This is a genomic window from Paenibacillus vulneris, assembly GCF_039543185.1.
GTDB lineage: Bacteria > Bacillota > Bacilli > Paenibacillales > NBRC-103111 > Paenibacillus_S > Paenibacillus_S vulneris.
The window spans coordinates 28,115-55,105 of sequence record NZ_BAABJG010000056.1 but is presented as its reverse complement, the minus strand read 5'-3'; the positions used below and the strand labels follow the sequence as shown (position 1 = coordinate 55,105).

The 26,991-nt window shown below is 50.0% G+C and carries 29 protein-coding genes and 1 other annotated feature; of the genes, 20 read left to right on the top strand and 9 right to left on the bottom strand.

The window, feature by feature from the left end; all coding sequences use genetic code 11:
- On the top strand, window positions 1-299 hold a 299-nt coding region (locus tag ABEA66_RS35845), incomplete at its 5' end, for a group II intron maturase-specific domain-containing protein (protein ID WP_345595295.1).
- Between the two features lie 84 nt (window positions 300-383).
- On the opposite strand, the gene ABEA66_RS35840 is transcribed toward ABEA66_RS35845, so the two are convergent.
- Both ABEA66_RS35840 and mnmM read right to left on the bottom strand, forming a co-directional pair.
- The gene (locus tag ABEA66_RS35840; protein WP_079913565.1) at window positions 384-1,349 is read right to left on the bottom strand and encodes a type I phosphomannose isomerase catalytic subunit; all 966 of its coding nucleotides are present in this window, start codon (window positions 1,347-1,349) and stop codon (window positions 384-386) included.
- Window positions 1,350-1,397: 48 nt separating this feature from the next.
- On the bottom strand, window positions 1,398-1,982 hold the full coding sequence (mnmM, locus tag ABEA66_RS35835) for a tRNA 5-(aminomethyl)-2-thiouridylate-methyltransferase MnmM (protein WP_345595292.1): 585 nt from the start codon (window positions 1,980-1,982) through the stop codon (window positions 1,398-1,400).
- A gap of 142 nt (window positions 1,983-2,124) precedes the next feature.
- Between mnmM and ABEA66_RS35830 the strand changes: the two genes are divergently transcribed.
- Complete coding sequence (locus tag ABEA66_RS35830) at window positions 2,125-2,817, top strand: hypothetical protein (RefSeq protein ID WP_345595290.1); 693 nt, start codon at window positions 2,125-2,127, stop codon at window positions 2,815-2,817.
- Here ABEA66_RS35830 and mnmL read toward each other — a convergent pair.
- Window positions 2,714-3,676: a tRNA modification radical SAM protein MnmL/YtqA gene (gene mnmL, locus ABEA66_RS35825; protein WP_192704567.1), complete on the bottom strand. Its 963-nt coding sequence runs from the start codon at window positions 3,674-3,676 to the stop codon at window positions 2,714-2,716. The genes ABEA66_RS35830 and mnmL overlap by 104 nt on opposite strands.
- Before the next feature lie 222 nt (window positions 3,677-3,898).
- On the opposite strand from mnmL, the gene ABEA66_RS35820 reads away from it, so the two are divergent.
- From ABEA66_RS35820 to trmB, 3 genes are all read left to right on the top strand, one after another.
- Window positions 3,899-4,492: a WGxxGxxG-CTERM domain-containing protein gene (locus ABEA66_RS35820; RefSeq protein ID WP_345595287.1), complete on the top strand. Its 594-nt coding sequence runs from the start codon at window positions 3,899-3,901 to the stop codon at window positions 4,490-4,492.
- Window positions 4,493-4,540: 48 nt separating this feature from the next.
- A complete protein-coding gene (locus tag ABEA66_RS35815) occupies window positions 4,541-4,708 on the top strand; it encodes a hypothetical protein (RefSeq protein WP_345595285.1) in 168 nt (55 codons plus the stop codon).
- A 121-nt stretch (window positions 4,709-4,829) separates the two neighbouring features.
- Complete coding sequence (gene trmB, locus ABEA66_RS35810; RefSeq protein WP_345595283.1) at window positions 4,830-5,579, top strand: tRNA (guanosine(46)-N7)-methyltransferase TrmB; 750 nt, start codon at window positions 4,830-4,832, stop codon at window positions 5,577-5,579.
- Between the two features lie 119 nt (window positions 5,580-5,698).
- Here trmB and ABEA66_RS35805 read toward each other — a convergent pair whose 3' ends face one another.
- The 3 genes from ABEA66_RS35805 to ABEA66_RS35795 all read right to left on the bottom strand — a co-directional run bounded on the left by ABEA66_RS35805 (window position 5,699) and on the right by ABEA66_RS35795 (window position 8,054).
- Window positions 5,699-6,823, bottom strand: coding sequence for an MGDG synthase family glycosyltransferase (locus tag ABEA66_RS35805; RefSeq protein ID WP_079913559.1), 1,125 nt, complete (start codon window positions 6,821-6,823; stop codon window positions 5,699-5,701).
- Window positions 6,824-6,893: 70 nt separating this feature from the next.
- Window positions 6,894-7,421 carry a phosphatase PAP2 family protein gene (locus ABEA66_RS35800; RefSeq protein ID WP_079913581.1) on the bottom strand — a complete coding sequence of 176 codons (528 nt, stop codon included), beginning with the start codon at window positions 7,419-7,421 and terminating at the stop codon, window positions 6,894-6,896.
- A gap of 453 nt (window positions 7,422-7,874) precedes the next feature.
- Window positions 7,875-8,054: a hypothetical protein gene (locus ABEA66_RS35795; RefSeq protein ID WP_144028024.1), complete on the bottom strand. Its 180-nt coding sequence runs from the start codon at window positions 8,052-8,054 to the stop codon at window positions 7,875-7,877.
- Window positions 8,055-8,410: 356 nt separating this feature from the next.
- Here ABEA66_RS35795 and ABEA66_RS35790 point away from each other — a divergent pair, with 356 nt between their 5' ends.
- The 8 genes from ABEA66_RS35790 to ABEA66_RS35755 all read left to right on the top strand — a co-directional run bounded on the left by ABEA66_RS35790 (window position 8,411) and on the right by ABEA66_RS35755 (window position 15,729).
- Window positions 8,411-9,646 (top strand): glycosyltransferase family 2 protein, encoded by a 1,236-nt coding sequence (locus ABEA66_RS35790; RefSeq protein WP_079913558.1) that lies wholly within the window; start codon window positions 8,411-8,413, stop codon window positions 9,644-9,646.
- Window positions 9,647-9,700: 54 nt separating this feature from the next.
- Window positions 9,701-9,838 (top strand) — a sequence feature (ribosomal protein L20 leader region).
- Between the two features lie 133 nt (window positions 9,839-9,971).
- Window positions 9,972-10,487: a translation initiation factor IF-3 gene (gene infC, locus ABEA66_RS35785; RefSeq protein ID WP_036746454.1), complete on the top strand. Its 516-nt coding sequence runs from the start codon at window positions 9,972-9,974 to the stop codon at window positions 10,485-10,487.
- 22 nt (window positions 10,488-10,509) lie between these two features.
- Window positions 10,510-10,713, top strand: a complete 204-nt coding sequence (gene rpmI, locus ABEA66_RS35780) for a 50S ribosomal protein L35 (RefSeq protein ID WP_079913557.1) — start codon at window positions 10,510-10,512, stop codon at window positions 10,711-10,713.
- A 41-nt stretch (window positions 10,714-10,754) separates the two neighbouring features.
- The gene (rplT, locus tag ABEA66_RS35775; protein WP_079913556.1) at window positions 10,755-11,114 is read left to right on the top strand and encodes a 50S ribosomal protein L20; all 360 of its coding nucleotides are present in this window, start codon (window positions 10,755-10,757) and stop codon (window positions 11,112-11,114) included.
- Between the two features lie 710 nt (window positions 11,115-11,824).
- Window positions 11,825-13,567, top strand: a complete 1,743-nt coding sequence (gene ilvB / locus ABEA66_RS35770; protein WP_079913555.1) for a biosynthetic-type acetolactate synthase large subunit — start codon at window positions 11,825-11,827, stop codon at window positions 13,565-13,567.
- Window positions 13,564-14,052 (top strand): acetolactate synthase small subunit, encoded by a 489-nt coding sequence (ilvN, locus tag ABEA66_RS35765; protein WP_345595276.1) that lies wholly within the window; start codon window positions 13,564-13,566, stop codon window positions 14,050-14,052. Before ilvB ends, ilvN begins: the two co-directional genes overlap by 4 nt.
- A 173-nt stretch (window positions 14,053-14,225) precedes the next feature.
- Window positions 14,226-15,218, top strand: a complete 993-nt coding sequence (ilvC, locus tag ABEA66_RS35760; protein ID WP_079913553.1) for a ketol-acid reductoisomerase — start codon at window positions 14,226-14,228, stop codon at window positions 15,216-15,218.
- A gap of 379 nt (window positions 15,219-15,597) precedes the next feature.
- On the top strand, window positions 15,598-15,729 hold the full coding sequence (locus ABEA66_RS35755) for a hypothetical protein (protein WP_256865525.1): 132 nt from the start codon (window positions 15,598-15,600) through the stop codon (window positions 15,727-15,729).
- A gap of 119 nt (window positions 15,730-15,848) precedes the next feature.
- Here ABEA66_RS35755 and ABEA66_RS35750 read toward each other — a convergent pair whose 3' ends face one another.
- Entirely contained in the window at window positions 15,849-17,033 is a 1,185-nt protein-coding gene (locus ABEA66_RS35750; RefSeq protein ID WP_345595273.1) for an aminotransferase-like domain-containing protein, read from the bottom strand.
- A 246-nt stretch (window positions 17,034-17,279) separates the two neighbouring features.
- Here ABEA66_RS35750 and leuB point away from each other — a divergent pair, with 246 nt between their 5' ends.
- The 4 genes from leuB to ABEA66_RS35730 all read left to right on the top strand — a co-directional run bounded on the left by leuB (window position 17,280) and on the right by ABEA66_RS35730 (window position 20,792).
- Window positions 17,280-18,359, top strand: coding sequence for a 3-isopropylmalate dehydrogenase (gene leuB / locus ABEA66_RS35745; protein WP_079913551.1), 1,080 nt, complete (start codon window positions 17,280-17,282; stop codon window positions 18,357-18,359).
- Window positions 18,360-18,630: 271 nt separating this feature from the next.
- The gene (locus ABEA66_RS35740) at window positions 18,631-19,179 is read left to right on the top strand and encodes a peroxiredoxin (protein ID WP_192704561.1); all 549 of its coding nucleotides are present in this window, start codon (window positions 18,631-18,633) and stop codon (window positions 19,177-19,179) included.
- Window positions 19,180-19,284: 105 nt separating this feature from the next.
- A complete protein-coding gene (gene gcvH, locus ABEA66_RS35735) occupies window positions 19,285-19,668 on the top strand; it encodes a glycine cleavage system protein GcvH (protein ID WP_345595270.1) in 384 nt (127 codons plus the stop codon).
- A 398-nt stretch (window positions 19,669-20,066) separates the two neighbouring features.
- Complete coding sequence (locus ABEA66_RS35730) at window positions 20,067-20,792, top strand: polymer-forming cytoskeletal protein (RefSeq protein ID WP_345595268.1); 726 nt, start codon at window positions 20,067-20,069, stop codon at window positions 20,790-20,792.
- A 110-nt stretch (window positions 20,793-20,902) separates the two neighbouring features.
- Here ABEA66_RS35730 and ABEA66_RS35725 read toward each other — a convergent pair whose 3' ends face one another.
- Window positions 20,903-22,867: a glycoside hydrolase family 15 protein gene (locus tag ABEA66_RS35725; RefSeq protein ID WP_345595266.1), complete on the bottom strand. Its 1,965-nt coding sequence runs from the start codon at window positions 22,865-22,867 to the stop codon at window positions 20,903-20,905.
- Window positions 22,868-23,209: 342 nt separating this feature from the next.
- A complete protein-coding gene (locus tag ABEA66_RS35720; protein WP_079913547.1) occupies window positions 23,210-23,419 on the bottom strand; it encodes a KTSC domain-containing protein in 210 nt (69 codons plus the stop codon).
- 450 nt (window positions 23,420-23,869) lie between these two features.
- Here ABEA66_RS35720 and ABEA66_RS35715 point away from each other — a divergent pair, with 450 nt between their 5' ends.
- The 3 genes from ABEA66_RS35715 (at window position 23,870) to ABEA66_RS35705 (ending at window position 26,931) form a co-directional block, all read left to right on the top strand.
- Complete coding sequence (locus ABEA66_RS35715) at window positions 23,870-24,298, top strand: hypothetical protein (protein ID WP_079913546.1); 429 nt, start codon at window positions 23,870-23,872, stop codon at window positions 24,296-24,298.
- Window positions 24,299-24,530: 232 nt separating this feature from the next.
- A complete protein-coding gene (gene sigI, locus ABEA66_RS35710; RefSeq protein WP_079913545.1) occupies window positions 24,531-25,340 on the top strand; it encodes an RNA polymerase sigma factor SigI in 810 nt (269 codons plus the stop codon).
- Window positions 25,333-26,931 carry an anti-sigma-I factor RsgI family protein gene (locus ABEA66_RS35705; RefSeq protein ID WP_345595262.1) on the top strand — a complete coding sequence of 533 codons (1,599 nt, stop codon included), beginning with the start codon at window positions 25,333-25,335 and terminating at the stop codon, window positions 26,929-26,931. Before sigI ends, ABEA66_RS35705 begins: the two co-directional genes overlap by 8 nt.
- Window positions 26,932-26,991: the final 60 nt, after the last annotated feature.

Below are 26,991 nucleotides of genomic sequence, written 5' to 3'. Positions count from 1 at the left end.
ACCTCATGGGATGGATGGGATACTTCCGACTCGCTTCGGCGAAGAACCATTGCAAGAGATTCGACCAATGGGTTCGACGACGATTGCGAATGTGCCTCTGGAAACAATGGAAGCGTGTGAAAACTCGCATTCGTGAACTTCGAGCACTCGGAGTCCCTGAATGGGCGGTCTTAAAAATGGCCAACTCCCGGCGAGGAGCATGGGAAATGTCTCGAAACACAAACAACGCCCTTCCGACGTCCCACTGGGAATCGAAAGGGCTGAAAAGTTTACTTTCTCGTTACTCGGAGCTTTGTTAACCTTTTGGAACCGCCGTATGCGGACCCGCATGTACGGTGGTGTGAGAGGACGGGGGTTAATCACCCCCTCCTACTCGATTAAGGTTAAGGGAGATAGCTGCGAAGCACGGTCATGGATCCGGTCAACGTGTAGTTCCCCAGATTGGCCGGGATCAAATAGCATTCTCCAGGCTTGACGGCAAGCTCTCCATCGGCCCATTGGATAGTGCCGGTGCCGTCGCAGATGATGTGAATCACAAAGCTTTCTGTAGTGGTTTGCAGTGCCCAGGCTTGCTCCACCTTGCCTTTTTCCGTAATGAAGAACGGAGAGCGTGCCAGCGTAAGCCATTGATTGGCGCCCGCAAGCTCGGTTTTCATATAGGAGGAACCCGAGCCTTCGTAAGCGATAACGTTCAAGGAGTCTTCAATGTGAAGCTCACGCGGCTTTCCATCAAGCCCCAAGCGATTGTAATCGTATAAACGATAAGTGCTGTCCGAATTTTGCTGGATTTCCGCTACCAGAATTCCTGCGCCCAGCGCGTGAACCGTACCTGCAGGGATATAGAAGGAGTCTCCAGCTTCAACCGGGATTTCACGCAAGCAATCCAGAATGCGGTTTTCCTCAATGGCTTGAGCCAATTGCTCGCGGGTTACTCCGTCGTTCAGCCCGTAAATAATTTTGGCGCCGGGCTTGGCATCGAGAATATACCACATTTCCGTCTTGCCGAGCTCTCCTTGCGGAAGGCGATCGTAATGGTCATTCGGATGCACCTGAACGGATAAGTCGTCCTGGCAGTCCAGCAGCTTGATCAGCAGAGGGAAACGGCCGTTTTTCTCGGAGAAGCCTTTGGTGCCGAACAGCTCTTTGCCATATTGCTCGCGAATTTGATCCAGGCCCATGCCCGCAAGCTCGCCATTCACCACCTTGGTTGTGCCGTTCGGATGATCTCCAATCATCCAGCCTTCGCCTATCGGGCCATCGGGCAGCTTCAGGCCGAATTGCTCCAGGGCACGGCCGCCCCAAACACGCTCTTTCATTTCGGGTTGAAATAATAATGGATATGGTTTCAATGCATTCCCTGCTTTCTAAGGTTTTTCCAATTTTTTAGTAGCATTATATCAGCTCGATTGTCTTTTTTCTACCGCCAGTAAGTAAGGTGGGCTGTTATGCCGGTTAAGGAAGCGATATTCCAGGACCTGGTACTGCTGCTGCGGAAGCTGTTCGACCCATTGATGAACGGCTTCGGCTTCAAGTCCGCCGCCTTCATGCCCGGTGTACAAGGCAATCGTCAGAATCCCTCCGACACGCAAAACGTCCAGAGCGCTTTGCAGCGCAGGGATGGTGGATTCGGGCTTCGTAATCGTCTCCTGGTCGGCGCCCGGCAAGTAACCCAGATTGAACATGACAGCTCCGACGTGCCCATGCGCCGCTATAGGCAGAGTGTCTTTGAGCAGCGCATGGCTGCGTAAATGCAGCTGAACCGAGGAGCCCCCGGGCACCTCTTTGGCAACACGCTGCTCCGTCAGAAGCAGGGCTTGCTCCTGAATATCGAAGGCGTGAACGGTTCCTCGCGGACCTACGCATTTGGCTAAAAAAACGGTGTCGACCCCATTGCCTGCCGTAGTATCCACTACGGTCTCGCCTGGAGCGACACGTTCCTGTATCAGTTTATGAGCAAAGCTTAGAATGGATAAGAAACCCATTGGAGCCTCCAAAATATGACTATAGTCTCAATAATAAAATAAGTTCAAAGGATCATTGCCGTTAAAAAAATTACATAGTTTTAAAACCTACATATTCTATAGAAGAAACACGATTTATTTGCCTCCCCCCGCCATAGGCGGAGTGAGAAGATCCTGTACCGGAGGGACGATAGGCGATTTGCTGCCTTCTCCCGACGGCGTAGGGGAGGGAGTTGCCTTAGGCGGCTCCTTAAAGGCTGAGGCCGGCAAGGATGGCGTTACCGGCTCGGTGGGCTTAGGCGCTTCGGCCACCGTCTGCGGGGACGGCGTCGGCTCCTTCAACGCCGGCGTCTTTGCCGGCGGCAGCGTCGGCTTGTCCGCTGCCGGCTTCTTCGGCGCGCCCGTCGCCGCGCCGCCGCCGCTTGCTGCGCCATGGCTGGGCGCAGCAGGCTCTTCCGCTGCCGCCGGAGGGGCAGCGGCCCCGCTGTCGCCGCCAGCGGTGGTGCCGGACGCTGTATCGTCCGGCTGCTCCGCCTTTGGCGGCGAGACCAGCTCGCCCGTGTCAGCAGGCTTCGCGGGCGTCGGGCTTTCCTTCGGCTGCGAGGCAGGCTCGCTGGTGCAGCCGGAGATCATCGCGGCGGTGACCAGCGCCGCTATCCATGTCTTTTTCACGAAGCATTGCTCCTTTCGTCATGTACATCCTTGGTCGTTTCCCTTCATCTTCTTTCTCTGTGTAATGATGGCTTGTATATTCAGGACCTGTCTTTATTCCAATATTTACCCTGCCAAGTATCGCGTCTTCTCAGCTCTTGATCGAATGCGTTCAGAACCTCCCATTTCTTCAGGCTCCACATAGGTCCGATGAGCAGATCCCTCGGAGCATCTCCGGTAAGCCGATGAACGATCATGTCCGGAGGCAATATTTCCAGCGTATCGACGACCAGCTTCACATACTCATCCTTTTCCAGAAATTGCAGCAAACCGGCTTCGTACTGCTTGACCATCGGAGTTTTGCGCATCAAATGGAGAAGATGAATTTTGATGCCCTGCACATCCATTTGAGCCACGGCGCGGCCGGTTTCCAGCATCATTTCATGCGTCTCGCCGGGAAGCCCGTAAATAATATGGGCGCAGGTGCGAATGTTATGCTTGCGCAGCTTGGCTACCGCATCCAGGTAGCATTCCGTGTCGTGGGCCCGATTAATTAACTGCGAGGTAGATTCATGAATGGTTTGGAGTCCCATCTCCACCCACAGGTACGTTCTTTCATTTAATTCCGCCAAATACTCGACGACGTCATCGGGAAGGCAATCGGGTCTTGTAGCAATCGATAATCCGACAACTCCCGGCTGCTCCAGAATAACCTCGAAATATTCCCGAAGCACTTCTACCGGGGCATACGTGTTCGTATAGGCTTGAAAATAACCGATATATTGGGCTTCGGGCCATTTCTTATGCTGCAGATCCCGAATTTTGTTGAATTGGGTCACCAGATCGTCGCGGCGGCTGCCGGCAAAATCTCCCGACCCCCGCGCACTGCAGAAGGTACAGCCTCCTGCCGCAATAGATCCGTCCCGATTGGGACAAGTAAACCCTGCATCCAGCATAACCTTGAATACTTTCGTACCAAACTGCCGGCGCATTTCCACGTTCCAGGTATGAAACCTTTTATCTCCCCAGCTTGCAGGAATAGGTGATATTGCCGCTTGCTTCATCTATAGTGAACTCCTTTATAGTTGTATGAGCTTAACCTCGGAAGTCCCTTTGGGAGCGGAATTCGAGGATCTTCGACCTCTTTATTTTATCGCAAAAACGCATGCTTTGCGAATTTTTCCTTGACAAAAGCTCCTATCGCCCGGTGAGGATATTTATTTCATCAAGGGACCATGCTAAAGGTGCACCAACAAAACCAAGCTGCGAAGGGAGATTACAACCACATGAACAAGCTTAGTAAAACCGTTATGACCCTGGCTCTTACTGCTTCTTTGGGATTTGGGGGACAAGCTTTTGCCGAAGCATCCACTTCGACTTCGGGTACTTCGACTACTTCCGGTACGGGAACGACATCGTCGACTACCGGCAATTACGGCACTTATAATGTGGATACGACCTCTAGCACAGGCGTTTCGGGTACGGGTACTACCGGTACTGGCACTTATGGTACCACTGGTACTACTACCGGGACTAATTTAAGCACGACGGGTTCCACTACAGGAACTTCCACGACACCTGACGGCACCTACACGAACAATGCCACAAGCACTAGCACGCCTACCGGAACCGGGACTGGAACGGGAACTTATAGCAGCAACAATTTGCTGAACCGTATGAATACGTATGGAAATACGTATGATCACACGTACAGACCATATGGCTACGGCGGAAATTACAACACAACCAGCTACCGTGCTAACGCGGACAATACGACAAGAACAGGCTCCGGCTGGGGCTGGTTAGGCTTGCTTGGTTTGCTGGGCTTGGCAGGACTTCGCAACAACAACCGTAACGAGTCTAATGCAAACGACCGTTAATTCGGGCACCCTATGAGCCATTTTATGTTTCCATCCGGAGATCACAAGATGCTCGTGGAGCTTACGGTTAAAGAAGCTTGGGCGCTCAGTATGGGTACTCACTTCTGGGAACAGCCGGGGCTGGCCGCCGCGGCTCGTAAAAAGGTGAGAGAAACGATGGAAGCTCATCTGTTTTCCGAACAGCCCAAAGTGGATTATCACCTTCTCGAAGTATGATATCCGGCTTATATCGGTCCATGCAGGGCAGGTTGCATGGACCGGTCTTTTCTTTAACGGCAATTCAGAGTATAATTCTCACTGAACTGAAATTGAGATTGCAGTTTTTTGGAGGATGACGATGCGTTTACGTGGTAGAAAAGGGATCAGGGAAGCGTTGGAGGCACAACCGGGTCTTATCCTATTAAATCCAGCGGCTTATAAAGGCAAATGGAAGGAATTGTTCGGCAATGACAAGCCTATTCATGTCGAGCTGGGAATGGGGAAGGGCCGATTTATCAGTCAGCTCAGCGCCTTGAACCCCGATATCAATTACATAGGCGTCGATATGTACGACGAACTGCTGAGAAGAGCGGCTGAGAAGGCGCAGCTTTCCCGTGAGGAGCATGGCGGGACTCTGGACAATTTGAGACTGGCGCTTTTTAATATTGAAAAAATCGAGGATATTTTCGATTCGAACGAATTGGAACGCATTTACTTGAACTTTAGCGATCCTTGGCCCAAAAAACGTCACGCGCGCCGCCGTTTGACACATTCCGGCTTTGTTCGCAAATATATCGATATTTTAAATGACCTGGGCGAAATTCATTTCAAGACAGATTCGCGTTCCTTATTCGAATTTTCATTGAATTCTTTTGCCGATATGGGACTTCGCATGCGCAACATTTCTTTGGATCTTCACGCGGAAGGACCGCGAACGGATTTGGTTATGACGGAATATGAAATGAAGTTTCATGATAAGGGAATGAATATTCATCGCCTGGAGGTCGTTATCGGCTCCGCTGCTTTAGAGAACCATTTGCGCCAGCTGGAGCTGAATGAACGGCAGGAAAAGAACGTGGAAGCTTCTGACGATGCGGAAGAGGATTAATATAGGAAAAGCATGCTGAGCCCTAAGGCCCGGCATGCTTTTTTTCATCGGCTAGAATATCTTCGCAACATATAGCTCCGGTCATTGATAAACGGGTAGGGACCCGGCTCCGGAGTCTTTTAGCGGCTTGCATTCACTAATTCCATAATGGCGCTCGGACAATCTGCGGGCTTATAGCTGTTTATATACCGGTTCAGCAGGGCTCTTCTTTTTTGGACCTCCGGGTACCGGTCTATCAGCAGCTGAAACCAATGGTCGATCGTTTCCGCAGACTTGATCCGCTCGCCGAAGCCGTGCTGGGTGAAATACTGCAGGTTTTCTTCCTCCTGGCCCGGAATCGGTGTATAGAAGAGCATGGGAATTCCTTTGGCCAGTCCTTCCGTGCAGGTCATTCCTCCGGGCTTTGTAATTAATAAATCCGACACGTCCATCCATTTATCTACTTCTCTCGTGAACCCCATTAGTCTTATATTCTCGTGCCTGAACCTTTCGTCCTCGGATAAAAGGCCTAGAGCCTTGTCATTTTTACCCAGGCAAATAATCAGCTGTATTTGGTCACGCCAACGGGTGAAGTACTGCATAAACTCCGTATTGTGAATCAAGCCCCAGCCTCCGCCCATAATAAGGACCGTGGGCATAGCCTTAAGCTGAAAGCGGGCCCGGAGTTCCTCGCGGTTATGCCTCTCCCAAAAGTTAGGGTGGACCGGGATGCCCGTAACCTCGATCGCCTCGGCGGGAACGCCGCGCTGGAGCAGCTTATCTTTTACGGCGGGAGTTGGTACGAGGTATTTGGTTACCTCGGGGCTGACCCAGGTGCCATGAACGTCATAATCCGTTATAACCGTGCATAAGGGAACATCTAAACCGGCCCGCTTTAGCCTGGAAATTACGGCGCTTGGAAGCGGATGCGTACATACGATAGTGTCGGGGCGGAGGTGATTGATGACCTCGGCGGCATGGGAGTAAAAAATCCGATGCAGCGCCAGCCGGGTAAAGCGGTTCAATGATTTTTTGTATTGGTAGCGGTACATGAGGCCGTATAGTTTAGGCTGTTTCGTGACGGTTTTGCGATAGGCCGTCAGAATCCATGAAGCCAGTGTGGGATGCAAAAAAGTACCAAGCTCCATAACGCGGGTCTGAATATCGGGAGAGAGCATACGAAGGCCTACAGATAAAGCGTGAGCAGCTTGCGTATGTCCGGCACCGAAGCCTTCGGATAATAACAAGACCCTTTTTTTACTCATAGGCTCTTCACCATACCTTGTGCCAAATGGTTTACAGAAAGTGAACATAGTCCCTATTATGCCCAAATCATTACCCGAATATCGGCGCGGTGACCAATACGGCAGTCATTGCGATCAAGAACCCGGCCAAGCAGTCGGATGGATAGTGGAGTCCTAAATATATACGCGACAAGCTTACAAAGAATGCAAGCGGAATGAAAATAGTTCCCAGCCAGGGGGCGGCATAAGATATCGGTGCGGCGAGGGAAAAAATAGCGGTTGTATGGCCGGACGGAAAGGAAGGATCGGTCAGCGGCTTTTTGCATGTATTCGTGTCGGGAAGAACAAGATAAGGACGAAGCCGCGGGTAGGCTCGTTTTATAATCGCAACGGGGATGTGGCTGAGTGCCAGAGCGACACAGCAATGGACCCCGGCCATTCTCCAGCCGTCCTGCCCGAATAAGGTCAAGCCCAGGGATGCCAGGATCGTCATCGTCGCGCCTCCCAGGTGGGTTATCGTATTAAATACATAATCGAGTACTTTGTGCTGAAGCCGCTGATTGACCCAACGAAACAGCCGCTTTTCATGAAACTGAAGCCAGAGCATGACTTTGCTCATTGCCCCTTCCTCCTTCAAAAATTGGGATAAGCTCAAGATAGCGAACATATACATAAGTGTAATCCCCTTTTGTTAATGGAATATCAATTCCATAATAAAAAGGCTCAAATCATATTTAACGCCGCGTTAATGCTCTTCTAACAATGGGCGACCGCTTGTAGAGCCCAGAAGCTCTACGGGGTCCTCAAACGGCATTTCCTATCACGTCGGGGCTATTCGGGAGACGTGTTCCGAACGGTTAATGGACAGGCCACCTGTCAACCTGTGAGCTTCTATGAACGAACAAGCCTCCCTTTTCTCCTGTCGATTATGCAACAATTTTAGAAGAGTTGAGGGTTGGAGACGGAAACATTCGTCAATTTGGATAGCGGGTGCTGGTGCCGTGTTGCGGTTTTGCCGGACGGGCCCATTAGACCTAGAATGTATGAGTGCACAAGCCCGTCATTCGGATGATTAGAATGGCTCGCGGCAGGGTAAGGAATTATGAAGTGCCGCCGCATAGGCATCCTTATGTCCTTTTGGGTACATTTTCCACAATTTGTACACGACGTTGAATTGTTGTATCATAGTAGCGTATGCCGTTCCCGTAATCCGCGGCAGGGAGGCATACAGCTTACGCAGTCGTGGGATCACATTTAGGTACCTGCTTGTACAAGCGCAAGTTGAAAGGACAAGCGGCTTCTGAATCCGTTAATTGCCCGGATGCTGCAGCTGTTAAATCATGCTAAACTGAAAAAAAGCTGAAAATCGATGAAAATGAGATGTAAAAGCTGGTTGGCAGAGAGCTTTGTTTAATTTGCCTTGTTTTTGACCGTATAGCTCATAGATCTGACTAAAAGGAGCTTTCAGGGGCTTTTGACAAAACGGGGCAAAGAGAGGAAAATCATATTCGGCTACCCACACAAATCCAAAAGAGACCATCGAAGTTCATAACTATAGAGAGTAGAGAGAGAAAAGACTTTGAGGTACATAAAAAAGGGGGATTTATGATGCTGGACAATGTAATACTAGGCATTCAGATTGTCTTGGCGTTAGTCGGAGGATACCAGCTTTTTTTGACATGCTTTGGTTGGTTCCGGCGCAAGCCTAAAGCGCAGCATGCACCGCAAAAGTCTTTTGCCATACTGGTTGCGGCTCATAACGAAGAACAAGTCGTCGGAGCGCTGATCGATAACCTGAAAAACCTCGATTATCCGAAAGAATTGTATGACGTTTTTGTAATTTGCGATAACTGTACGGACAAAACCGCAGACATCGCCCGGAACATGGGCGTTCATGCCTGCGAGCGCAACAATCCGAAGCTTCGCGGCAAAGGTTTTGCCATTGAATGGATGCTGAAGGAGCTCTGGAAGATGCCCCGCAGCTATGATGCGGTCGTTATGTTCGATGCAGACAATCTGGTGAACCCTGATTATTTGAAGCACATGAACAATGATCTGTGCAATGGTTCCCGTGTTATTCAAGCTTACCTGGATACCAAAAATCCGAACGATTCCTGGATTACCGCAGCTTACGCGGTAACCTACTGGTACTGCAACCGCTTGTGGCAGCTGCCTCGTGAAAACCTGGGACTGGCTAATTTCCTTGGCGGAACGGGCATGTGCTTTGAAACCAATCTCCTGAAAGAGATCGGCTGGGGCGCTACAAGCCTGGTGGAAGACCTGGAATTCACTATGCGCTGCGTGCAGCGCGGCATTAATCCTACGTTTAACTATGATGCGAAGGTTTACGACGAGAAGCCTCTGACCTTCAAGGCATCGGCAAGGCAGCGTTTGAGATGGATGCAGGGACACTTTGATGTCGCCCGCCGCTATTTCTTCCCGTTGTTCTGGCAGGGTCTGAAGGAAGCCAGCTGGGCCAAGATCGATACGGCCGTATACGCGCTGAATGTTTATGTCATTCTGATCGGTTCTATCGTTTCCATCGCGTTGTGGATCGATATGATGATGCCGGGTATTCCTTCACTGAGATCGCTGTTCGATTATGCGCCGGCCCTGTTCACGATCGTTGCTATTGTCAGCTACGTCCTGTTCCCGTTAGCGCTGATTATCGAAAAGGCGTCCTGGAAAACCTGGATGTACCTGATCACGTTCCCTGTATTTATGCTTTCCTGGTGGCCGATTACGGTGTACGCGTTCTTCACGCAAAACAACAAGCAATGGAGCCATACGGAGCATACAAGGGTCATTCGATTGGAAGAGGTTCAAAGCAAGCAGGTTAGCTAGCTTACAATTTGCGAACTTGTTGACTTCCTAAATAGAATATGATATGATTCTTTGGTGCAAAAGAAGAAGCGCCCGCTTCTCACCTGACCGACTTGAAGTTGGCTGGTTATAAGCTAAAGTGAATGTGGAATGAAATCGATCACTTGAACCTTAACAGACGTGGGCCCATTGTGCCCGCGTCTTTTCTTTTTTAGCACATAGGAACTGTTTTTGCTTTAGCGAAAACTCACTCCTATTGGCGCATAAACCAACCTCTGGGTGCGGTCGTTCATTTGAAAGATCCCCATAGAGGCTTATCTCACAATCCTAATGGAGGTGGCAGGTTATTAGTACAGAGCATTTAATTAACGATGAAATTCGGGCGAAGGAAGTTCGTCTGATCGGTGCGGATGGGGAGCAGCTCGGGATCAAGCCGATTCGCGAAGCGCTTCAAATTGCTGTGGATGCCAGTTTGGACTTGGTTAACGTTGCTCCAACGGCGAAGCCGCCGGTGTGCCGGATCATGGATTACGGGAAGTACCGCTATGAAATGCAGAAGAAAGAAAAGGAAGCCCGTAAGAACCAGAAAGTCATCGAAATTAAAGAAGTTCGCTTGAGCGCCACGATTGATGAGCATGACTTTCAAACAAAGCAGCGCAACGTCGTGAAGTTTTTGAATGATGGCGACAAGGTCAAGCTGAGCGTCCGTTTCCGCGGTCGTGAAATCGCCCATGCTAGCATCGGGCAAAAAGTGCTTGAGCGGATGGCAGCCGAAGTGGAGGAACTGTGCATTGTTGAGCGCAGACCGAAGCTGGAAGGCCGCAGCATGATCATGATTTTATCGCCGAAGCAGCAAGTATAATTTATAAGGAGGACTACACGTCATGCCAAAAATGAAAACACATAGCAGCTTGAAAGGCCGTTTCAAGATTACAGGTACAGGCAAAGTGAAAAGATACAAAGCTTACAAAAACCACCTGTTATCCGGTAAATCCGCACGTCAAAAGCGTGTTCTTGCTACTAACCCGGTTATGGCTGCAGGCGACGTAAGACGCTTGAAGCAGCAACTGGCTAACATCAAAGGTTAATTCGTAATTTTATTCTACTTAAACTTTGGAGGTAATGAATCATGGCAAGAGTAAAGGGCGGGTTCGTAACTCGTCGTCGTCATAAAAAGATTTTGAAATTGGCTAAAGGTTATTTCGGTTCCAAACACCGTTTATTTAAAACAGCTAACGCGCAAGTTATGAAATCCTTGCTGTATGCATACCGTGACCGTCGCCAGAAAAAACGCGACTTCCGCAAATTGTGGATCACTCGTATCAACGCAGCAGCTCGCATGAACGGCTTGTCCTACAGCAAATTCATGCACGGCTTGAAGCTGTCCGGCATCGAAGTTAACCGCAAAATGTTGGCTGAGCTTGCCGTAAACGACATCACTGCGTTTAACGATCTGGCTACAGCAGCTAAGCAAAAAGTTAACGCCTAAGCGTAATAGTTCAAAATCGCTTCCCTTGACTTGGTTCAATGGGCAAGCGATTTTTTTTTGCTGCATAGACCCCAACCATTTCGTAGCTCCCCGCAAAGCACCTGAACAGCTTCGATGCCAAGCCCAGCTACTGTGGGAATTATTCTTGCCCCCCATTTCCAGTCCCTGTGGCACCGCGTCAGCGGCATCGATGGCTTTGTGGGGCTATCCCAAAAAATGCGAACGATCATCATGGGAATGGCACTTGACTCTTCGGATGTTTCGGCATATAATGATTGAAAAGTACAACTTGCTGAAAACGGCAATGATGAGGACGAAGTTATAAGGGCTCTTATGTTCAGAGAGCAGAGGATAAGCTGCAACCGATGCCTTAATCCCTTATGTACGAGCTCACCTCGGAGCTGTTTCCCTGAAAAGTATGCCGGCTGTAATGGCTTAGCTAGTAGGGGGAATCGGAATAGCACACGTTACCGTGCTGAAGGTATGCTTGCCGAAGGATGGCTTCATACCTGCTAAGGTTGTTTGCTGTGAGGCAGATAACAAACTCTGGGTGGTACCACGGAAGATTAGAACCCCTTTCGTCCCTTCAGACGCTCTTTGTCGGCGTTTGGGATGAGAGGGGTTTTTTGCTTTTGTACGATGCTGTCCATACAGCCGTACTTCGAATACGTCACAGACGTTTTCTCATTTTTCGAGAGGAGGAAAAAATCATGATCGTTCAAACCACTCAAAAGTCAAAAGAACAATTGCGTAAAGAGCTGCTGCAGCCGGATGTCATCACAGGGTCGGAAATGTTACTGCGTAGTTTGCTGCTGGAGGACGTAGATTGCGTCTTTGGTTACCCGGGCGGGGCGGTTTTATATATTTACGATGCGATGCACGGAAATAAGGACTTCAAGCACCTTCTGACACGCCATGAGCAAGGAGCTATTCACGCGGCTGACGGCTACGCCCGTTCTACAGGTAAAGTCGGCGTCTGTATCGCCACTTCCGGTCCGGGGGCTACCAACCTCGTGACGGGGATTGCGACAGCTTACATGGACTCGGTGCCTTTGGTTGTTATCACGGGGAACGTAGCGACCTCGGTGATCGGAACGGACGCTTTCCAAGAGGCTGACATTACCGGTATTACGATGCCGATTACGAAGCACAGCTATTTGGTTCGCGACGTTAATGATTTGCCTCGGATCATCAAGGAAGCTTTCCATATCGCTTCTACAGGACGTAAGGGTCCGGTATTGATTGATATTCCGAAGGACGTGTCGAACGATAAAGCGCCTTTCTATTATCCCGACAAAGTGGACATTCGCGGCTACAACCCGACCGTTCAGCCTAACAAGCTGCAGGTTGACCGTATGCTGGAGGCTATCGCCGAATCCGAACGTCCGGTTATTCTGGCAGGCGGCGGGGTTGTATACTCCAACGCGTCAGAAGAGCTGCTGGCCTTCGCTGAGAAGACACGCATTCCGGTAACGACGACGCTGCTCGGCCTGGGCGGCTTCCCAAGCGCTCATGAGCTGTGGATCGGCATGCCGGGGATGCACGGAGCTTATGCGGCCAACAATGCTCTGCAGAACTGCGATCTGCTGATCAGCATCGGCGCACGCTTTGACGACCGGGTCACGATGAAGGTAAATGGCTTCGCTCCGAAAGCGAAGAAAATCGTCCACATCGACGTAGATCCGGCGGAAATCGGCAAAATCATCGAAGCTACGATTCCTTGCGTCGGCGACGTAAAAGCCGTTCTGCAGCTTGCGCTGCAAAAAGCGAAGCCTGCCAGCTCGGAAGCCTGGATCAAGGAAGTTCAGGAGAACGTCAAAAATCGTCCGCTGCGCTACAAGGACTCCGATACGGAGCTGAAGCCGCAATATGTCATCGAGATGATTCACGAAACGACAAAGGGCGAAGCGATCGTATCGACCGACGTAGGCCAGCATCAAATGTGGGCCGCCCAATACTATAAATTCAATCATCCGCGCTCCTGGATCACTTCCGGCGGATTGGGCACGATGGGCTTCGGATTCCCGTCTGCTATCGGTGCGCAGGTAGCTCACCCCGACCGTTTGGTCGTATCGATCAACGGCGACGGCGGTATGCAAATGTGCTCGCAAGAGCTGGCGATCTGCGCCATCAATAACATCCCTGTCAAAATTGCCGTTATCAATAACCAAGTGCTGGGTATGGTGCGTCAATGGCAGGAAATTATCTACGACAACCGTTACAGCCATATCGACCTGGCAGGAAGCCCTGACTTCGTCAAGCTGGCAGAAGCCTACGGCGTCAAAGGCTTGAGAGCAACGAACAAAGAGGAAGCGCGCCGTGCTTGGCAGGAAGCTCTGGACACCCCGGGTCCGGTACTCGTCGAATTCGTAGTCCGTAAAGGTGAGAACGTGTATCCGATGGTTACACAGGGCTCGACGATAGATGAAATGATAATGGGGGATTCGGAATGAATTACAGACATACCATTTCCGTACTAGTGAACAATCAACCCGGCGTCCTGCAGCGCGTATCCGGCTTGTTCGGACGCAGAGGCTTTAACATCGAGAGCATTACGGTGGGAGAATCCGAAGAAGCGGGTCTCTCCCGTATGGTTATCGTAACGACCGGCGACGAGAAGACGCTCGAGCAAGTCTCCAAGCAGCTGTATAAGCTGGTCGACGTCATTAAAGTCGTTGACTTGAGCTCGAACCCTATGGTTGCCCGTGAGCTTGCTTTGATCAAGGTGAGTGCGGAGCCTGGCGCTCGCCCTGAAATTCTGGGCGTAGTCGAAACCTTCCGTGCCGCGGTTGTCGATATCGGCCCGTCCTCGCTGATCGTTCAGGTGGTCGGGGATTCCGAGAAAATCGACGCTATGGTCGAGCTTCTGAAGCCTTACGGCATTCGCGAGCTGTCCAGAACCGGTGTTACCGCCATGATTCGCGGGTCGGTGAAATAGTCATTATTTTTCTGTTGTAGGGAACCATTACTAACGGTACAATGACCCTTGTGAGTGGGGGTTAGAGCGGATCACTTTAGGGCTTGAAATCATTGCAGCGGTCCTTGGCCGACAGGTCGTCCGTTGTATCGCCCACTCACAGGGTTTTTAAACAAAAGGAGGAGCTATTATCCATGGCAGTTACAACTTATTATGAAAAAGACGCTGATCTGAACGCACTAAAAGGGAAAACAATCGCAATTATCGGTTACGGTAGCCAAGGACATGCCCAAGCGCAAAACCTGCGCGACAGCGGTCTGAAAGTTATCGTCGGTCTTCGCCAAGGTAAATCCTTCGAGCAAGCGAAAAATGACGGCTTCGAAGTATTCTCCGTTGCGGAAGCAACCAAATTGGCTGATGTAGTTCAAATCCTTATGCCGGATGAAACTCAAGCAAGCGTATACCATAACGAAATTGAGCCGAACCTGAAACAAGGCGCAACGATCATGTTCTCCCACGGTTTCAACGTTCACTTCGGCCAAATCAATCCGTCCGCTGATAAAGACGTATTGCTGGTAGCGCCAAAATCCCCAGGTCACATGGTTCGCCGTGTATACGTTGAAGGCTTCGGCGTACCTGGCTTGATTGCTATCCACCAAGACGCAACAGGCAAAGCTAAAGAAATCGGCTTGGCTTATGCTAAAGGTATCGGCTGCACACGTGCAGGAGTTATCGAAACTTCCTTCCGTGAAGAAACCGAAACAGACTTGTTCGGTGAGCAAGCAGTTCTGTGCGGCGGCGCATCCGCATTGGTTAAAGCAGGTTTCGAAACTTTGGTTGAAGCTGGCTATGCTCCAGAAATGGCTTACTTCGAGTGCTTGCACGAGCTTAAATTGATCGTTGACCTGATGTATGAAGGCGGATTGGCTACTATGAGACATTCCATCTCCAACACTGCTGAATACGGCGACTATGTAACAGGTCCTCGCATCATTACGGAAGAAACTAAGAAAGCAATGAAAGAAGTGCTTTCCGATATCCAACAAGGTAAATTCGCTCGCGACTTTATCTTGGAGAACCAATCCGGCCGTGCTTTCTTGACAGCTACCCGCCGTCTGGAATCCGAGCATCCGTTGGAGCAAGTAGGTTCCCAGCTGCGTGAAATGATGCACTGGATCAAGAAGTAATAATTCGTTCCGCATAATATAGAGTATGAATCAAGTCGGCTTGAAGACACGGGAATGCAGGGGGGAATATCCTCCGGCTTTCCCATCTTCAAGCCGTCTTTTTTTGACACGATGCAACTTTTTTGGATTGAGGCTTGCCGCAAAGTACTTGAATCAGCTTCGATGCCGAGGCATCGCCCGTGGGGGTATTGTGCTTCTAATCCAGCCGGAATGGCAGCTGTCGCGCTTCTACGCATGGTCCTGTACATTGATAGGGGTGTTTTGAGATGCCTGACGGTTGTCCCTCCTGGGGATATGCCCTATTCCTCTAATAGCCCACTCCCTCTGCAAGCGTCTATCATAAAATACATCAGTTCCTTAAGAAGGGAGGATGGGAGCTATGGGAGGATTCGGATTAGGAGGAGTTGGCTGCGGCTGTGGAACAGGAGTAGGCGGCGTCTTTACTAGCACTGGCACTATCCTGGTACTGTTCATTTTGCTGGTTATCGTGACGAGAGCGTGCTTCTATTAATAGAAAGAGAACTGGCTCGCACGAGAACATGCCTTTGAGCTGCAGCGCATAGAATAAAACAACAGCAGCCTTCGAATACAATCGAGGGCTGCTGTTTCTTTGTACGCCGAACACAGCAATCACAGCACTTTATGAATAGCTCGGTTCAACCGTTCGATACCTTCCATCATCTGCTTTGTATCGGTATGCGTAAAGTTCAAACGCATCGTATTATGCTTAGGCTCATCCGCGTAGAAGCTGACACCGGGAACAAAAGCTACCCCTTCTTCTACGGCGAGCTTAAGAAGCTCTTCTGTGTTTATGTGCTCCGGGAGCTCCACCCAGATGAACATGCCGCCTTTGGGCTCGATCCAGCGGGCGCCGTTCCAATCCTGCTGCTTCAGCAGCTCGACCATTTGACGCATGCGCTTCTCATATTCCGTACGTACCAGGTCGATATGTCCATAAAGATCGAAATGCAGGAACAATTGATGCAGAGCTTGCTGGTCCATCGAGCTGGAATGCAAATCAGCGGCCTGCTTCGCGCGCGTCATATGGCGGATAACCCGAGGGTCCCCGATAGCCCAGCCGGTGCGTAGAGCAGGGGCTACGATCTTGGAGAAGGTGCTCGTATAGATGACGCAGCCGTTCGGATGCTCGTCCAGCGCGAAGAGCGATGGCAGAGCCTCTTCGCCTCCAAACCGCAATTCGCCGTAAGGATCATCTTCCAGGATAAGCACGTTATTGCGCTTGCAGATGTCCAGAGCGCCCTTGCGGCGTTCCAGGCTCCATGCTTTTCCGGAAGGGTTGGAGAAGGTAGGGATCACATAGATCAGCTTAGGATTATACTGCTGAATCTTATTTTCCAAATCGGTTAGATTCATGCCGTCGTCGTCACAATCGACAGAGACGATGCGCGCCTGGCGGGATTGAAAAATTTGAAGAGCCGCCAGGTAGGTGGGACGCTCTACCAGGATCACGTCGCCGGGATCTACATACACCCGCGTCAACAAGTCAATAGCTTGCTGAGAGCCTGTCGTAAGAAGCATATCATCGATGCCGACATGGATTTGCTTGCGCTGTAAGTGGCGGCTGATGCTTTCGCGAAGCGGGGTGAACCCTTCGGTCAGGCCGTACTGCAGCACCTGCTTGCCTTCGTCGAACACCCGCGAGAAGGCATCCCTTACAGCATCAATAGGGAAATACTGCTCGTTCGGCAATCCCCCTGCGAGGGATATGATGGACTTGCCTTGGGTCAGCTTCAAAATTTCCCTTACTGCCGAAGATTTGAAGCTTTCCGTCGTATCGGAGAATCGGTAATCCATACACAGGCTCCTTTATCATATGACATGTATTTTTCAAAGTATTGTAAACCTTTGGAACCGGGATGACAAGCTTCTTTTTGCAAGGGCAATGAACTCCATAAGCGGCATTCCATAGAAACGGCTGTCAGAGGGTCTCTCTTTGTTATTATAGGCAATTCCTATGACGATCATAGCTTTTATATCTTTGTCACAGGGGGCTAAATATGGTACAAAGAATATAATACTTAAAGTGTAGGAGTGAACCTAATGGCAGACGTTAAAAAAATCGCTGTAATCGCCGGGGACGGCATCGGACCTGAGGTTGTAGCTGAAGCTGAGAAAGTGTTGAAGAAGACGGAAGAGGTGTTCGGCTACCGTTTTGAAACCGAGCACGGCTTGTTCGGCGGGATCGCTATCGATGAGAAGGGAACTCCGCTTCCTCAAGAAACATTGGATCTATGTAAAAAAGCCGACGCTGTGCTGCTGGGTGCAGTTGGCGGTCCTAAATGGGATAACAACTCTAAAGAGCTTCGTCCGGAAACAGGTCTTCTCGGCATTCGCAAAGCGTTGGGGCTTTTCTCCAACATTCGTCCGGCCGTAATTTTCGATTGCTTGAAGGATGCTTCCACTTTGAAGCCGGAAGTATTGGAAGGCACCGACCTGATCGTTGTGCGTGAACTGACAGGCGGTATTTACTTCGGCGAGAAGTTCCGTCGCGAAGGCGCTAACGGACAAGAAGCGGTTGATACTTGCGTATATAACGTTCAAGAGGTTGAGCGCATCGTGCGTCAAGCTTTTGAAATTGCAAGAACCCGCCGCAAAAAGCTGGCTTCCGTAGATAAAGCGAACGTGCTTGAAACATCCCGTCTGTGGAGAGAAACGGTAAACCGTATCGCTCCTGACTATCCGGATGTAGAGCTCGAGCATGTATTGGTTGACAACTGTGCTATGCAATTGCTTCGTCGTCCTTCGAGCTTTGACGTTATCGTAACCGAGAATATGTTCGGAGATATCTTGAGTGACGAAGCAGCGATGCTGACAGGCTCTATCGGCATGCTGTCCTCCGCATCTCTTGGCGAAGGCGCATTCGGCTTGTACGAGCCGGTACACGGTTCCGCTCCGGATATCGCGGGTCAAGGCGTAGCGAATCCGATCGCAACGATTCTTTCCGTAGCCTTGATGTTCCGTTTGACTTTCGGCTATCATGATGCTGCTGAAGCTATCGAGCGTGCGGTAAAAGAAGTTCTTGATGCCGGACATCGCACAGGCGACATCGCTGTAGACAAGAGCAAAGCGATCGGTACGACCGCTATGGGCGATCTGATCGTGAATGCGATCCGTAAATAATAGGTTATAAAGGCACCCAAGGGCAGGTCTGGAGCCGATGTATCATCAATTCCGACTCCTGCGTCCTCTGTATTGCATTTATAAATAGATTCATCATAGTGAAGACTCTTCCATCTGCAGGGGATGGTTAAGGGTCTTCATTGTTTATGGCATGAAAAAATAATGTGAATTATAATCATTATTAATAAGTAATTGTTATAATATTGACTTTCCCTGGGGCGTTTGGTACGATTTTACATGAAAAACAAGCGTTAGGGGAGGACATGATCCAATGGCAGAACGTTTGGTAGGTAAACAAGCGCCGGATTTCACAATGGAAACTGCAGCAGGCAACGGCCAGGATTTCGGCAAAGTATCCTTGTCCGATTACAAAGGCAAATGGCTGGTATTGTTCTTCTATCCGTTGGACTTCACTTTCGTATGCCCAACCGAAATCACGGCTCTGAGCGAAGCCTATGCTGATTTCCAGAAGCTGAACACAGAAGTTCTTGGCGTATCCACCGACAGCATTCATTCCCACCGTGCATGGATCAACACGCCAGTGGATTCGAACGGCCTGGGCAAGCTGAACTTCCCATTGGCATCTGACTTGACTAAAAAGGTTGCTCGCGACTATGGCGTGTTGATTGAAGAAGAAGGTATTGCGCTTCGCGGCCTGTTCATCATCAGCCCGGAAGGCGAATTAAAATATCAGGTAGTTAACCACAACGATGTCGGCCGCAGCGTAGAAGAAACATTCCGCGTGCTGGAGGCTTTGCAATCCGGCGGTCTGTGCCCAATGAACTGGAAAAAAGGCGACAAGCACCTGGTTGCGAAATAAGCTCCGGTAGTTCGGTTTTGAATACTTGTATTTCAAAATCTCCCTCTGGTCTGCTATACTGCAGCTAGAGGTTTTTTTTAATTGTCAGACAGGAGGAAACGGCAAGTGGAAGTATTACATAACTTGAAATACAGCGAAAATCACGAATGGGTTCGTGTGGAAGGCAATCGGGCGGTTATCGGCATGACCGATTTCGCGCAGGAAGAGCTTGGCATGATTGTGTTCGCAGAGCTTCCCGAGGTGGGGGATACGCTCAAAGCTGGAGAGCCGTTCGGAAGCATGGAGTCGGTCAAGACCGTGTCCGAGATGTACGCGCCGATTTCCGGCAAAGTTATCGACATTAACCGCAAGCTGCAGGACAACCCGGGCGTTATCAATTTGTCCCCGTACGACAACGGCTGGATGATCGTGGTGGAGATCGCGGATTCTGCTGAGCTGGACAAGCTGTGGGATGCAGCGAAGTATGAAGCAACCTACGGGCATGAATAAGAAGAAAGCGGCTCCTCAACTAATGCATAAAGCATAAGGTGAGGAGTTTTTTTCAAAGTAAAAGCGGCTGGTAACCAAACGATGTGGTTAGGTATGGCATATAAAGGATATTCCTGACGCTAGACAAAGGCTCGGAGCAAAAAATATGGCATTCATTCCATGTTGACCAGGCTTCTCTGTATTTACAACGTAACAGTGTTATGTTACACTGTGTTTGTGAGATCATGACTTTCATGCTTCATTATAGCATTCACAGCTTACTTCTAACCATTTCACCTACTCCTTACTTGTGAAAGCCGATTGTAATTTGAAACATTGTTTCGTTAATTAAGCTTACTAGAGATTGTAAATTTGAGGATATGCAGAATGGGGCATACCATGAAGATGGAGGGAACGGAATGGAACATTATAACGATCAGGATATCGTCATTGCAGGCAGCGGAACATCGGGCGGAGGCAGCTTTCGAAACGTCAAGATTGACGGATTCGGAACCTTGCTGAGCGACACCAAATGCATGGAGTTTCAAGTCAATGGCAAAGGGGGAGTCAAAGGTCAATTGCACGCGGAGGACGCCATGATCAGCGGAACCTGCCGCATAGAAGGCAATGCCGAAGCGTCCCGATGGAAGGTCAGCGGGGAGGCCAAGATTGACGGCAATCTCGCTTACCGCGAGCTGGACTGCAGCGGTTCCGCCCAAATCAAGGGCAGCGCGGCCGGCGACCATGTTCGCGTTGAGGGCGGACTTCAAATCGATGGCGACAGCGAGGCGGAAACCTTCGAGGTGAAGGGGACCGTTCAAGTCGGCGGGCTGTTGAATGCTGGACGCATCGATATTACTATGTACGGCCCTTGCCGGGCACAGGAAATTGGCGGAGAGAAGATAACCGTGCGCCGGAGCGGGCTGAAGTCGCTGTTGAACCCTTTTCTGCCCAAATTCGCCGCCAAACAGTTGACCGTCGACATCATAGAGGGCGACGATATTGAATTGGAGTACACGACGGCCAAAATCGTGAGGGGCAACCGGATTAAGGCAGGTCCGGGCTGTGTAATCGAAAGAGTGGAGTATAAGGAAGCCTTGGTCTCCGATCCTCAGGCGCAGATTCAGGAAGCGAAGCAAGTGTAAGCTTCCGCCATCGTCCTCACGGTTGGCCCATTACACAATAAAAGCCTGGATTTCCCCGCAAAAGTAGCGGGTGAGTCCAGGCTTTATCTATTGATGGCGACTTAGTTGCTTTAAGCTTTAGTAAGCTTCTGGTACTTCTCCATATATTTGACGACTGTAAGCACATAGGTCGCATGTGACCAGGTGAGAGGAGCTACCGATACGGGGCTTCCGTCGAACGGATCGAGCTGCTCCGACAGGATGCCGCTTTCCATAGCGTGCTTCACGACCCATTCCAGCGTACGGCGCGGTCCTTCGAGCTCGGCCAGCGTCTTGGCATACTCGATCTCCCATTCGGCAATCCAGAGCGTACAGATGATCCATGGATTCCCTGGGATGTTCTCGATGTCGGAAGAACGCTGGAAGTAATAGTCGTGGTAATATCGCGCTACGCCGCCGATATCGGTTTTAATCGTCAGGCGGTCCCGGTTCGTTTGCATCGTACGGACGACTCGATGATCGTCGGCAGGCAGGACGCCGAATTCGAAGATGCCGAATACGCTGCTCTCGAAGGTTCTATCCTTAACCCATTCTCCGTTCTCGAGATAAAGGCCGCGGACAAAGCGCTGCTCTTCGTCGTCCCACAGATGCTTCAGGATGCCCGCTTTGATCCTCTCTGCGGTGTGCTTGTACCTGCTGCTGCGTTCCTCGTCGCCGAACAGGCTGCAGAAGTTTGCGGCAGCGATGAGCCCTCCGTATACGGCGGAGGCCGTAAACGTATAGATCCCGTACCGTTCCTCCCACAGGTCGTAGCTCGGCTTCGGCAGGTTCAAATCCTGATCGATGTAAGTCGACATGAAGCGGGCCGCCCGGCGGATCAGGGTACGGTACAAAGACTGGGGAAGCTCGATGACGCCGTGCTTCAGAAAGTCCTGCCATAACGCGAACAAGACCAGCGCGGTTTCGTCTTCCTGGATCGGAAGCTGTGTCTTGCCTCCATGAATGTAAGGATGCCAGCTGGAGCCGACCGTTCCGTCCGGGTTGTATTTGTGCTGCAAATATCCCTCCGGCGACAGCACGTTGGCGCAGAAGTGGAAGAAGGGCGTTACCATGCCTTGATAGCCGGCCATGGACATGGCATAGGCGATTAAAGCGCCGTCACGCGGCCACATGTAGCTGTAGTGGTCTCTGTTACTCTGCATAATGTCCGAGTCATTGGCGGCGATGATCGCTCCGTTGACGTCCGTCTGCGTTCTTACGATCAGCAGGCTTTGCTTATAGAGGCGCACGACCTCCGGGCTGAGATCGCCGTAATCGCGCTCGGATTTGTTAACCCAGCGCTGCCAATACACCTTGATGCGGTCGAGCAGCTTGCCGGGATGGCTTTCCTTCACATAGGCGTCGAGCTTTTTGACCTCTTCCAGATTTTTGCCTGCCGTCATCCAGTAATACATAATTTCATCGGCATGAGGGGGCACATGGAGCCGGAAGCTGATGGTACTGTCAACGGAGCCTTGCGCAATAGCGTTGCCCATCAAGTGGCCGTCCTCGGCATCCCGCCAAGTGCCCTCGGCATTGTAAAACCGTTTGACCCCGGTAGTGTACTGATAGATGCCTTCCGGACCCGTACTGCCGCTGAACATGAAATATTTATCTTTTTTATAGTGAAATACCGTATTATTGATCGGATAATAAGCGGCTGTATCGCCGACTTCGGTTTCGTTAATAACGAGGTCCTGGTTGAAAAATATACGTACCTCGCGCACTTTATCCCATTGGTTGTGAATTTGTACCCGTTTTAAATAAATGTCCTCCCTCTGATGCACCCCGTCGTTAATCAGCAAAGTAATGCCTAACCGGGCATTCTCGGCAGTGACTTCGGTGATCAGGGAATCCTCGGCATAGGCTAACCGGAATGACCAATCCGGATCATTCAACCAGGTGAAGGCTCCGTCGACCCATAGACCGATTCTGCATTGGTACCCTCCGACGTGGTTTAATTGCCCTACATAGGGATAATATAAATCTCTCATGTACGTTTGACGGTCTAAGTTGATCAAAAACTTGCCGTTTCCGATGACTAAATGTCTTGGCAATCCACCCACATCCTTTATTTATCTGGAGTGTACTTTCATCCATTAGCGTACCTTTTTCTGCCAGCGCGGTCAATCCTCGCCGGTTCCTTTTGTATGGATCCGTACATCCATCTTTTTTTCTCCATGACGGTTTCTCTATTACTCTACTATTTCCTATAATGCGGGAACTATACTTATATAAGGGGCTTAACGGGCAAAAATAAAATCTCCACCCTAAAGCGGAGACCGGAAAACCCCGAGTGAAACCAAGGGTATGTATCCCCATGCCGGATATATAAAGCCTTCGGGTCATCATCACGTACGCGGGCTTTAGCTCCCATGCATGAGATCGGTATGCGGGGATCAGACTTGCTGCGCGGTATGCGGCACCCGGGTTAACCGGACCATGAGGTCATAAGGGTTGTCGGACTGCAGCAGCTGCTGTACCTGCTCCTCGTTAACTCCAGAGCAAACCCGCGTTTGTCCCGTATGGTATTGGATGTGCATTTGCGAGGATTGATCATCGTACTGCACGAAGGCGATTTGTTTGGATCCGATCGGAATGTACTTCATGAGGCTCTCTCCCTTCGGAAATGAGAATGAAAATACCGTTGGCATAGCAACACGGAGCCGTAACAGATTACGTCGACATATTCTTACTATATGCCTTTGGACAGCAGATTAGAATGTGCAGAACCATGCTTTTACCATGACTCGGCCCGAAAAGGGGTATATTGATTGATTTACCCTAATCTATGGAAGATGAAACACAATTTCACGCCATTACAGCATGTGCAAAAGGAGGATCATCCATTCGCAGCCAGGTCCTGCGTAAAATTGGTAATATCCTCAACTGCCTTGTTCACGGAACCCGCCTGCTGTTATAATAGACGATAAGTCGTTTCTGTTTATCATGATCCCCTAAGCGAGTGACCCGTAGATGACGGGCGAATATGCTCGGTATTATTGACTACACCCTGTTCACTATTATGGATGGAAAGGGAATCTATAGGAGGCGTAGAGATGAGCTTTTGTTGTGGCGCCAGTATGATCGGAACGAAAGGAACCTTAAAACATATACGAACACAGATTCATAATGTACCCCTGTTATTTTGTCCGGTATGTCACCGGGTCGAGGTTCATTATTTGGTAGAAAGCGAGTACGATATATTAGCCGAATATGCGCATGGCGACGGAGCTCCGGAAGTAGATTTTCAAGAGTATGTCGACCATCGGAGCCAGGCGGAACTAATTGAAAACTGCGTCAATCATGAGAATGAAGATCCCTTCGAGGTCGTACGCAGTCAAATCGATATGTCTTTGGATCTGTTGATGGTGGCCAAAGCATGGGGCGATGTCGAATGGGAGGAGCAGCTTAAGCACAGGCTGAATATCCTCAGCCAGCGCAAGAGCAGATTAAATAACAAAAAATCGATGCGCGGCTTAACATAATTGGACCCGACAACGTCTCTTTTATTAGGGACGTTTTTTTGTTGCCTTTTAACCCCATGCACGGTTAATTGTTGAACCGTTTTCACCGCTAGTAAGCCAGCGATTGCGACAGCATTATTCGACAAAGAAAGCTTGGTTCATATTACCTGTGATATAATAAATGCTGAGACACAAAACGACCCCCGTAAACAACCATGACGATAGCGAAAAAATATAGTGTGAGGTGGAACGATTGCTGCTCGTTTTATTTAAGAGATTTCTCGGAAAACGCCAGTCTCACCACCCTGAAACATCGGATTCGCAAACACCTGAGCAACTTGTGATTCGGATTCAAGAGGGTGATTTACGCCTGCGCAATCAATTTATTACGGATTACCAGCCGTATGTTGCGAAGGTAACGAGCCGTTTTTGCAAAAGGTATGTAGATCCGGCAAGAGATGATGAATTTAGTATTGCTTTGGGCGCTTTTAATGAAGCCGTTAACCAATTCTCCCCGCAGGCGGGTCGGTCTTTTCTCGGTTTTGCCGAGCAGGTCATTCGACGCCGCTTAATTGACTATGTCCGTAAGGAGCAGCGCTTCACGCAGCAGATCCCTTACAGCATGTTCGAAGTGGAGGACGAAGAGGACAACGTCGTGAACCCGGTGGAAATCCATCAGGCGATCGAGCAGTATGAGAAGCAAAAAGGAATGGAGGAGCGGCGCAGCGAAATATTGGATTTGAATCGTTGTTTGGCTGATTTTGGTATTCAATTTTCGGATTTGGTGGACGCGTCTCCGAAGCATGACGATTCCAGGCAGGCTCTGTTTGCCATTGGCAGACAGCTCTCCGAGGATTCCGAGTTGATGAGAACCATGCTCTCAAAGCGCATGCTGCCGATTAAGGAATTGCTGGACATGGTCAAGGTGTCCCGAAAAACATTGGAACGCAACCGCAAATTTATCATTGCTGTCGCTTTAATTTATAACGGGCCTTATCCATATCTTCGAGACTATCTACATATTAAAGAGGATGAACAAGAAGGGGGGGTAGCAAATGAATAAAGGCATCGTCATGGAGATGACGGGATCCAACATTATCGTTATGCGCCAGGACGGCAAATTTGATAAGATTCCCCGCAAAAACCGCAGCTGCGAGATTGGCGAGGAAATTATCTATGCCGAACCCGGCTTGAACTGGCGCAGCCCGTCCGTAGCCGGCCGGTCCGCTCTCGTTGCGGCGGTCGTGTTCTGCCTGGTCGTATTCGCCAGCTTTGCCGGCAGAATGGGCAGCTCCGAGGTCGTTGCCTATGTATCGCTGGACATCAACCCGTCCGTAGAGATGGGAATCGATGAAAAGGAACAAGTGCTTGAGCTTAGAGGGCTGAATGATGACGGCACCGAATTGATTCAAGAGGTTAGTTATAAGGGGAAAACGCTTGAGAATGTAACAGCTACCCTGCTGGACAAGGCGGAGCAGAAGGCGCTTGCCAAAGGCGAGGCGGACATTGTTATTGCCAGCTCCGTCGTTCAGGAGAAAAGTACGGTAGACGATACGAAGATTGCCGAGAAGCTCCGTCAGCAGGTTTCCGAGCATATTAAGCAAACCCATCCCGAGCAAGTAAGCTCCTATCAGGTGGAGGCTTTTGCGGCTCCGCAGGAGGTTAGGGAGGAAGCGAAGAAGAACAACGTCTCGATGGGGAAATATTCGGTTTATTTGAACGCCAAAAACAATGGTGTCGATGTGACGCTCGATGATCTGAAGAAGGAGTCGATTCATCAGATCGTAAAGAATAACCCGGATAATAAATCGGCGATCGTTCAGCCTGATAAAATGCCGACTAAGGCCGATATCAAGAAGCTGGTGGAAGAAGAAAAGTCCGGAGAGCTGGATAAGAAGCTGAAAGAGAAGAAAAAAGAACAAACCTCGAAGGATAGCAACGGGAAAGGCACTACCGGCAATAACAATAGCAGCAACAAGAACGACAAGAATGACAAGAACGATAAGAATGATAAGAACAGTAAAAATGACAAGAATGACAACAAAAACGACAACAAGGATGACAACAAGAACAGTAACAAGAACGACAAGAATGACAAGAACGACAAGAATGATAAGAATGACAACAAGAACGACGACAAAAATGATCCGAAAAAGAACGGCTCCGGCGTAACCAACACGAATAACAATAAAAACGATGACCGGAAGGACGATAAACGGCCGGGATCGACGGCTACGCCAAAGCCTTCGTTCAAGCCGACGCCTACACCCCCAATACCGAGTATAAAGCCGGGAACGCGGATTCCCGGTACTTCCGGTTCGGGGAACGACAACAAGAATGACCCGAAAAAAGGCGACAATTCCTCCAAAGATTCGGATTCCAAGAAGGATGATCCTAAGAAGAAGGACGATGACCCGAAGAAGGCCAGCGATCCGAAAAAGGATGATTCCGGCAAGGATGACGATAATAGCAAGCGGGAGGATACAAAACGTCAAGACGATGCCAAGAAGCCTAATGACAAGCAGAGCGACAAGAAATCGGATGACGATCGCAAGAAGGAACAGGACAACAAAAAGACGGATGATAAGAAATCTGACGATTCAAAAAAAGATGATTCAACGAAGAGCGATGAGGGTAAGAATCAAAGAAGATAACATGGCAAAGAAAAGTGGCGTTAACTGCGCCAAGCAAAAGCACAGCCGCCAATGTTGGCC

Coding starts and splice junctions, on each gene's coding strand:
- ABEA66_RS35815 (WP_345595285.1), top strand. CDS start 4,541: ATGCTCGTGGAGCTTACGGTTAAAGAAGCTTGGGCGCTCAGTATGGGT.
- mnmL (WP_192704567.1), bottom strand. CDS start 3,676: ATGAAGCAAGCGGCAATATCACCTATTCCTGCAAGCTGGGGAGATAAA.
- ilvN (WP_345595276.1), top strand. CDS start 13,564: ATGAATTACAGACATACCATTTCCGTACTAGTGAACAATCAACCCGGC.
- mnmM (WP_345595292.1), bottom strand. CDS start 1,982: ATGGGTTTCTTATCCATTCTAAGCTTTGCTCATAAACTGATACAGGAA.
- ABEA66_RS35805 (WP_079913559.1), bottom strand. CDS start 6,823: ATGAGTAAAAAAAGGGTCTTGTTATTATCCGAAGGCTTCGGTGCCGGA.
- ilvB (WP_079913555.1), top strand. CDS start 11,825: ATGATCGTTCAAACCACTCAAAAGTCAAAAGAACAATTGCGTAAAGAG.
- rplT (WP_079913556.1), top strand. CDS start 10,755: ATGGCAAGAGTAAAGGGCGGGTTCGTAACTCGTCGTCGTCATAAAAAG.
- ABEA66_RS35730 (WP_345595268.1), top strand. CDS start 20,067: ATGGAACATTATAACGATCAGGATATCGTCATTGCAGGCAGCGGAACA.
- leuB (WP_079913551.1), top strand. CDS start 17,280: ATGGCAGACGTTAAAAAAATCGCTGTAATCGCCGGGGACGGCATCGGA.
- ABEA66_RS35755 (WP_256865525.1), top strand. CDS start 15,598: ATGGGAGGATTCGGATTAGGAGGAGTTGGCTGCGGCTGTGGAACAGGA.
- ABEA66_RS35715 (WP_079913546.1), top strand. CDS start 23,870: ATGAGCTTTTGTTGTGGCGCCAGTATGATCGGAACGAAAGGAACCTTA.
- ABEA66_RS35800 (WP_079913581.1), bottom strand. CDS start 7,421: ATGAGCAAAGTCATGCTCTGGCTTCAGTTTCATGAAAAGCGGCTGTTT.
- trmB (WP_345595283.1), top strand. CDS start 4,830: ATGCGTTTACGTGGTAGAAAAGGGATCAGGGAAGCGTTGGAGGCACAA.
- ABEA66_RS35790 (WP_079913558.1), top strand. CDS start 8,411: ATGCTGGACAATGTAATACTAGGCATTCAGATTGTCTTGGCGTTAGTC.
- ABEA66_RS35750 (WP_345595273.1), bottom strand. CDS start 17,033: ATGGATTACCGATTCTCCGATACGACGGAAAGCTTCAAATCTTCGGCA.
- ABEA66_RS35820 (WP_345595287.1), top strand. CDS start 3,899: ATGAACAAGCTTAGTAAAACCGTTATGACCCTGGCTCTTACTGCTTCT.
- ilvC (WP_079913553.1), top strand. CDS start 14,226: ATGGCAGTTACAACTTATTATGAAAAAGACGCTGATCTGAACGCACTA.
- ABEA66_RS35705 (WP_345595262.1), top strand. CDS start 25,333: ATGAATAAAGGCATCGTCATGGAGATGACGGGATCCAACATTATCGTT.
- ABEA66_RS35740 (WP_192704561.1), top strand. CDS start 18,631: ATGGCAGAACGTTTGGTAGGTAAACAAGCGCCGGATTTCACAATGGAA.
- rpmI (WP_079913557.1), top strand. CDS start 10,510: ATGCCAAAAATGAAAACACATAGCAGCTTGAAAGGCCGTTTCAAGATT.
- ABEA66_RS35720 (WP_079913547.1), bottom strand. CDS start 23,419: ATGAAGTACATTCCGATCGGATCCAAACAAATCGCCTTCGTGCAGTAC.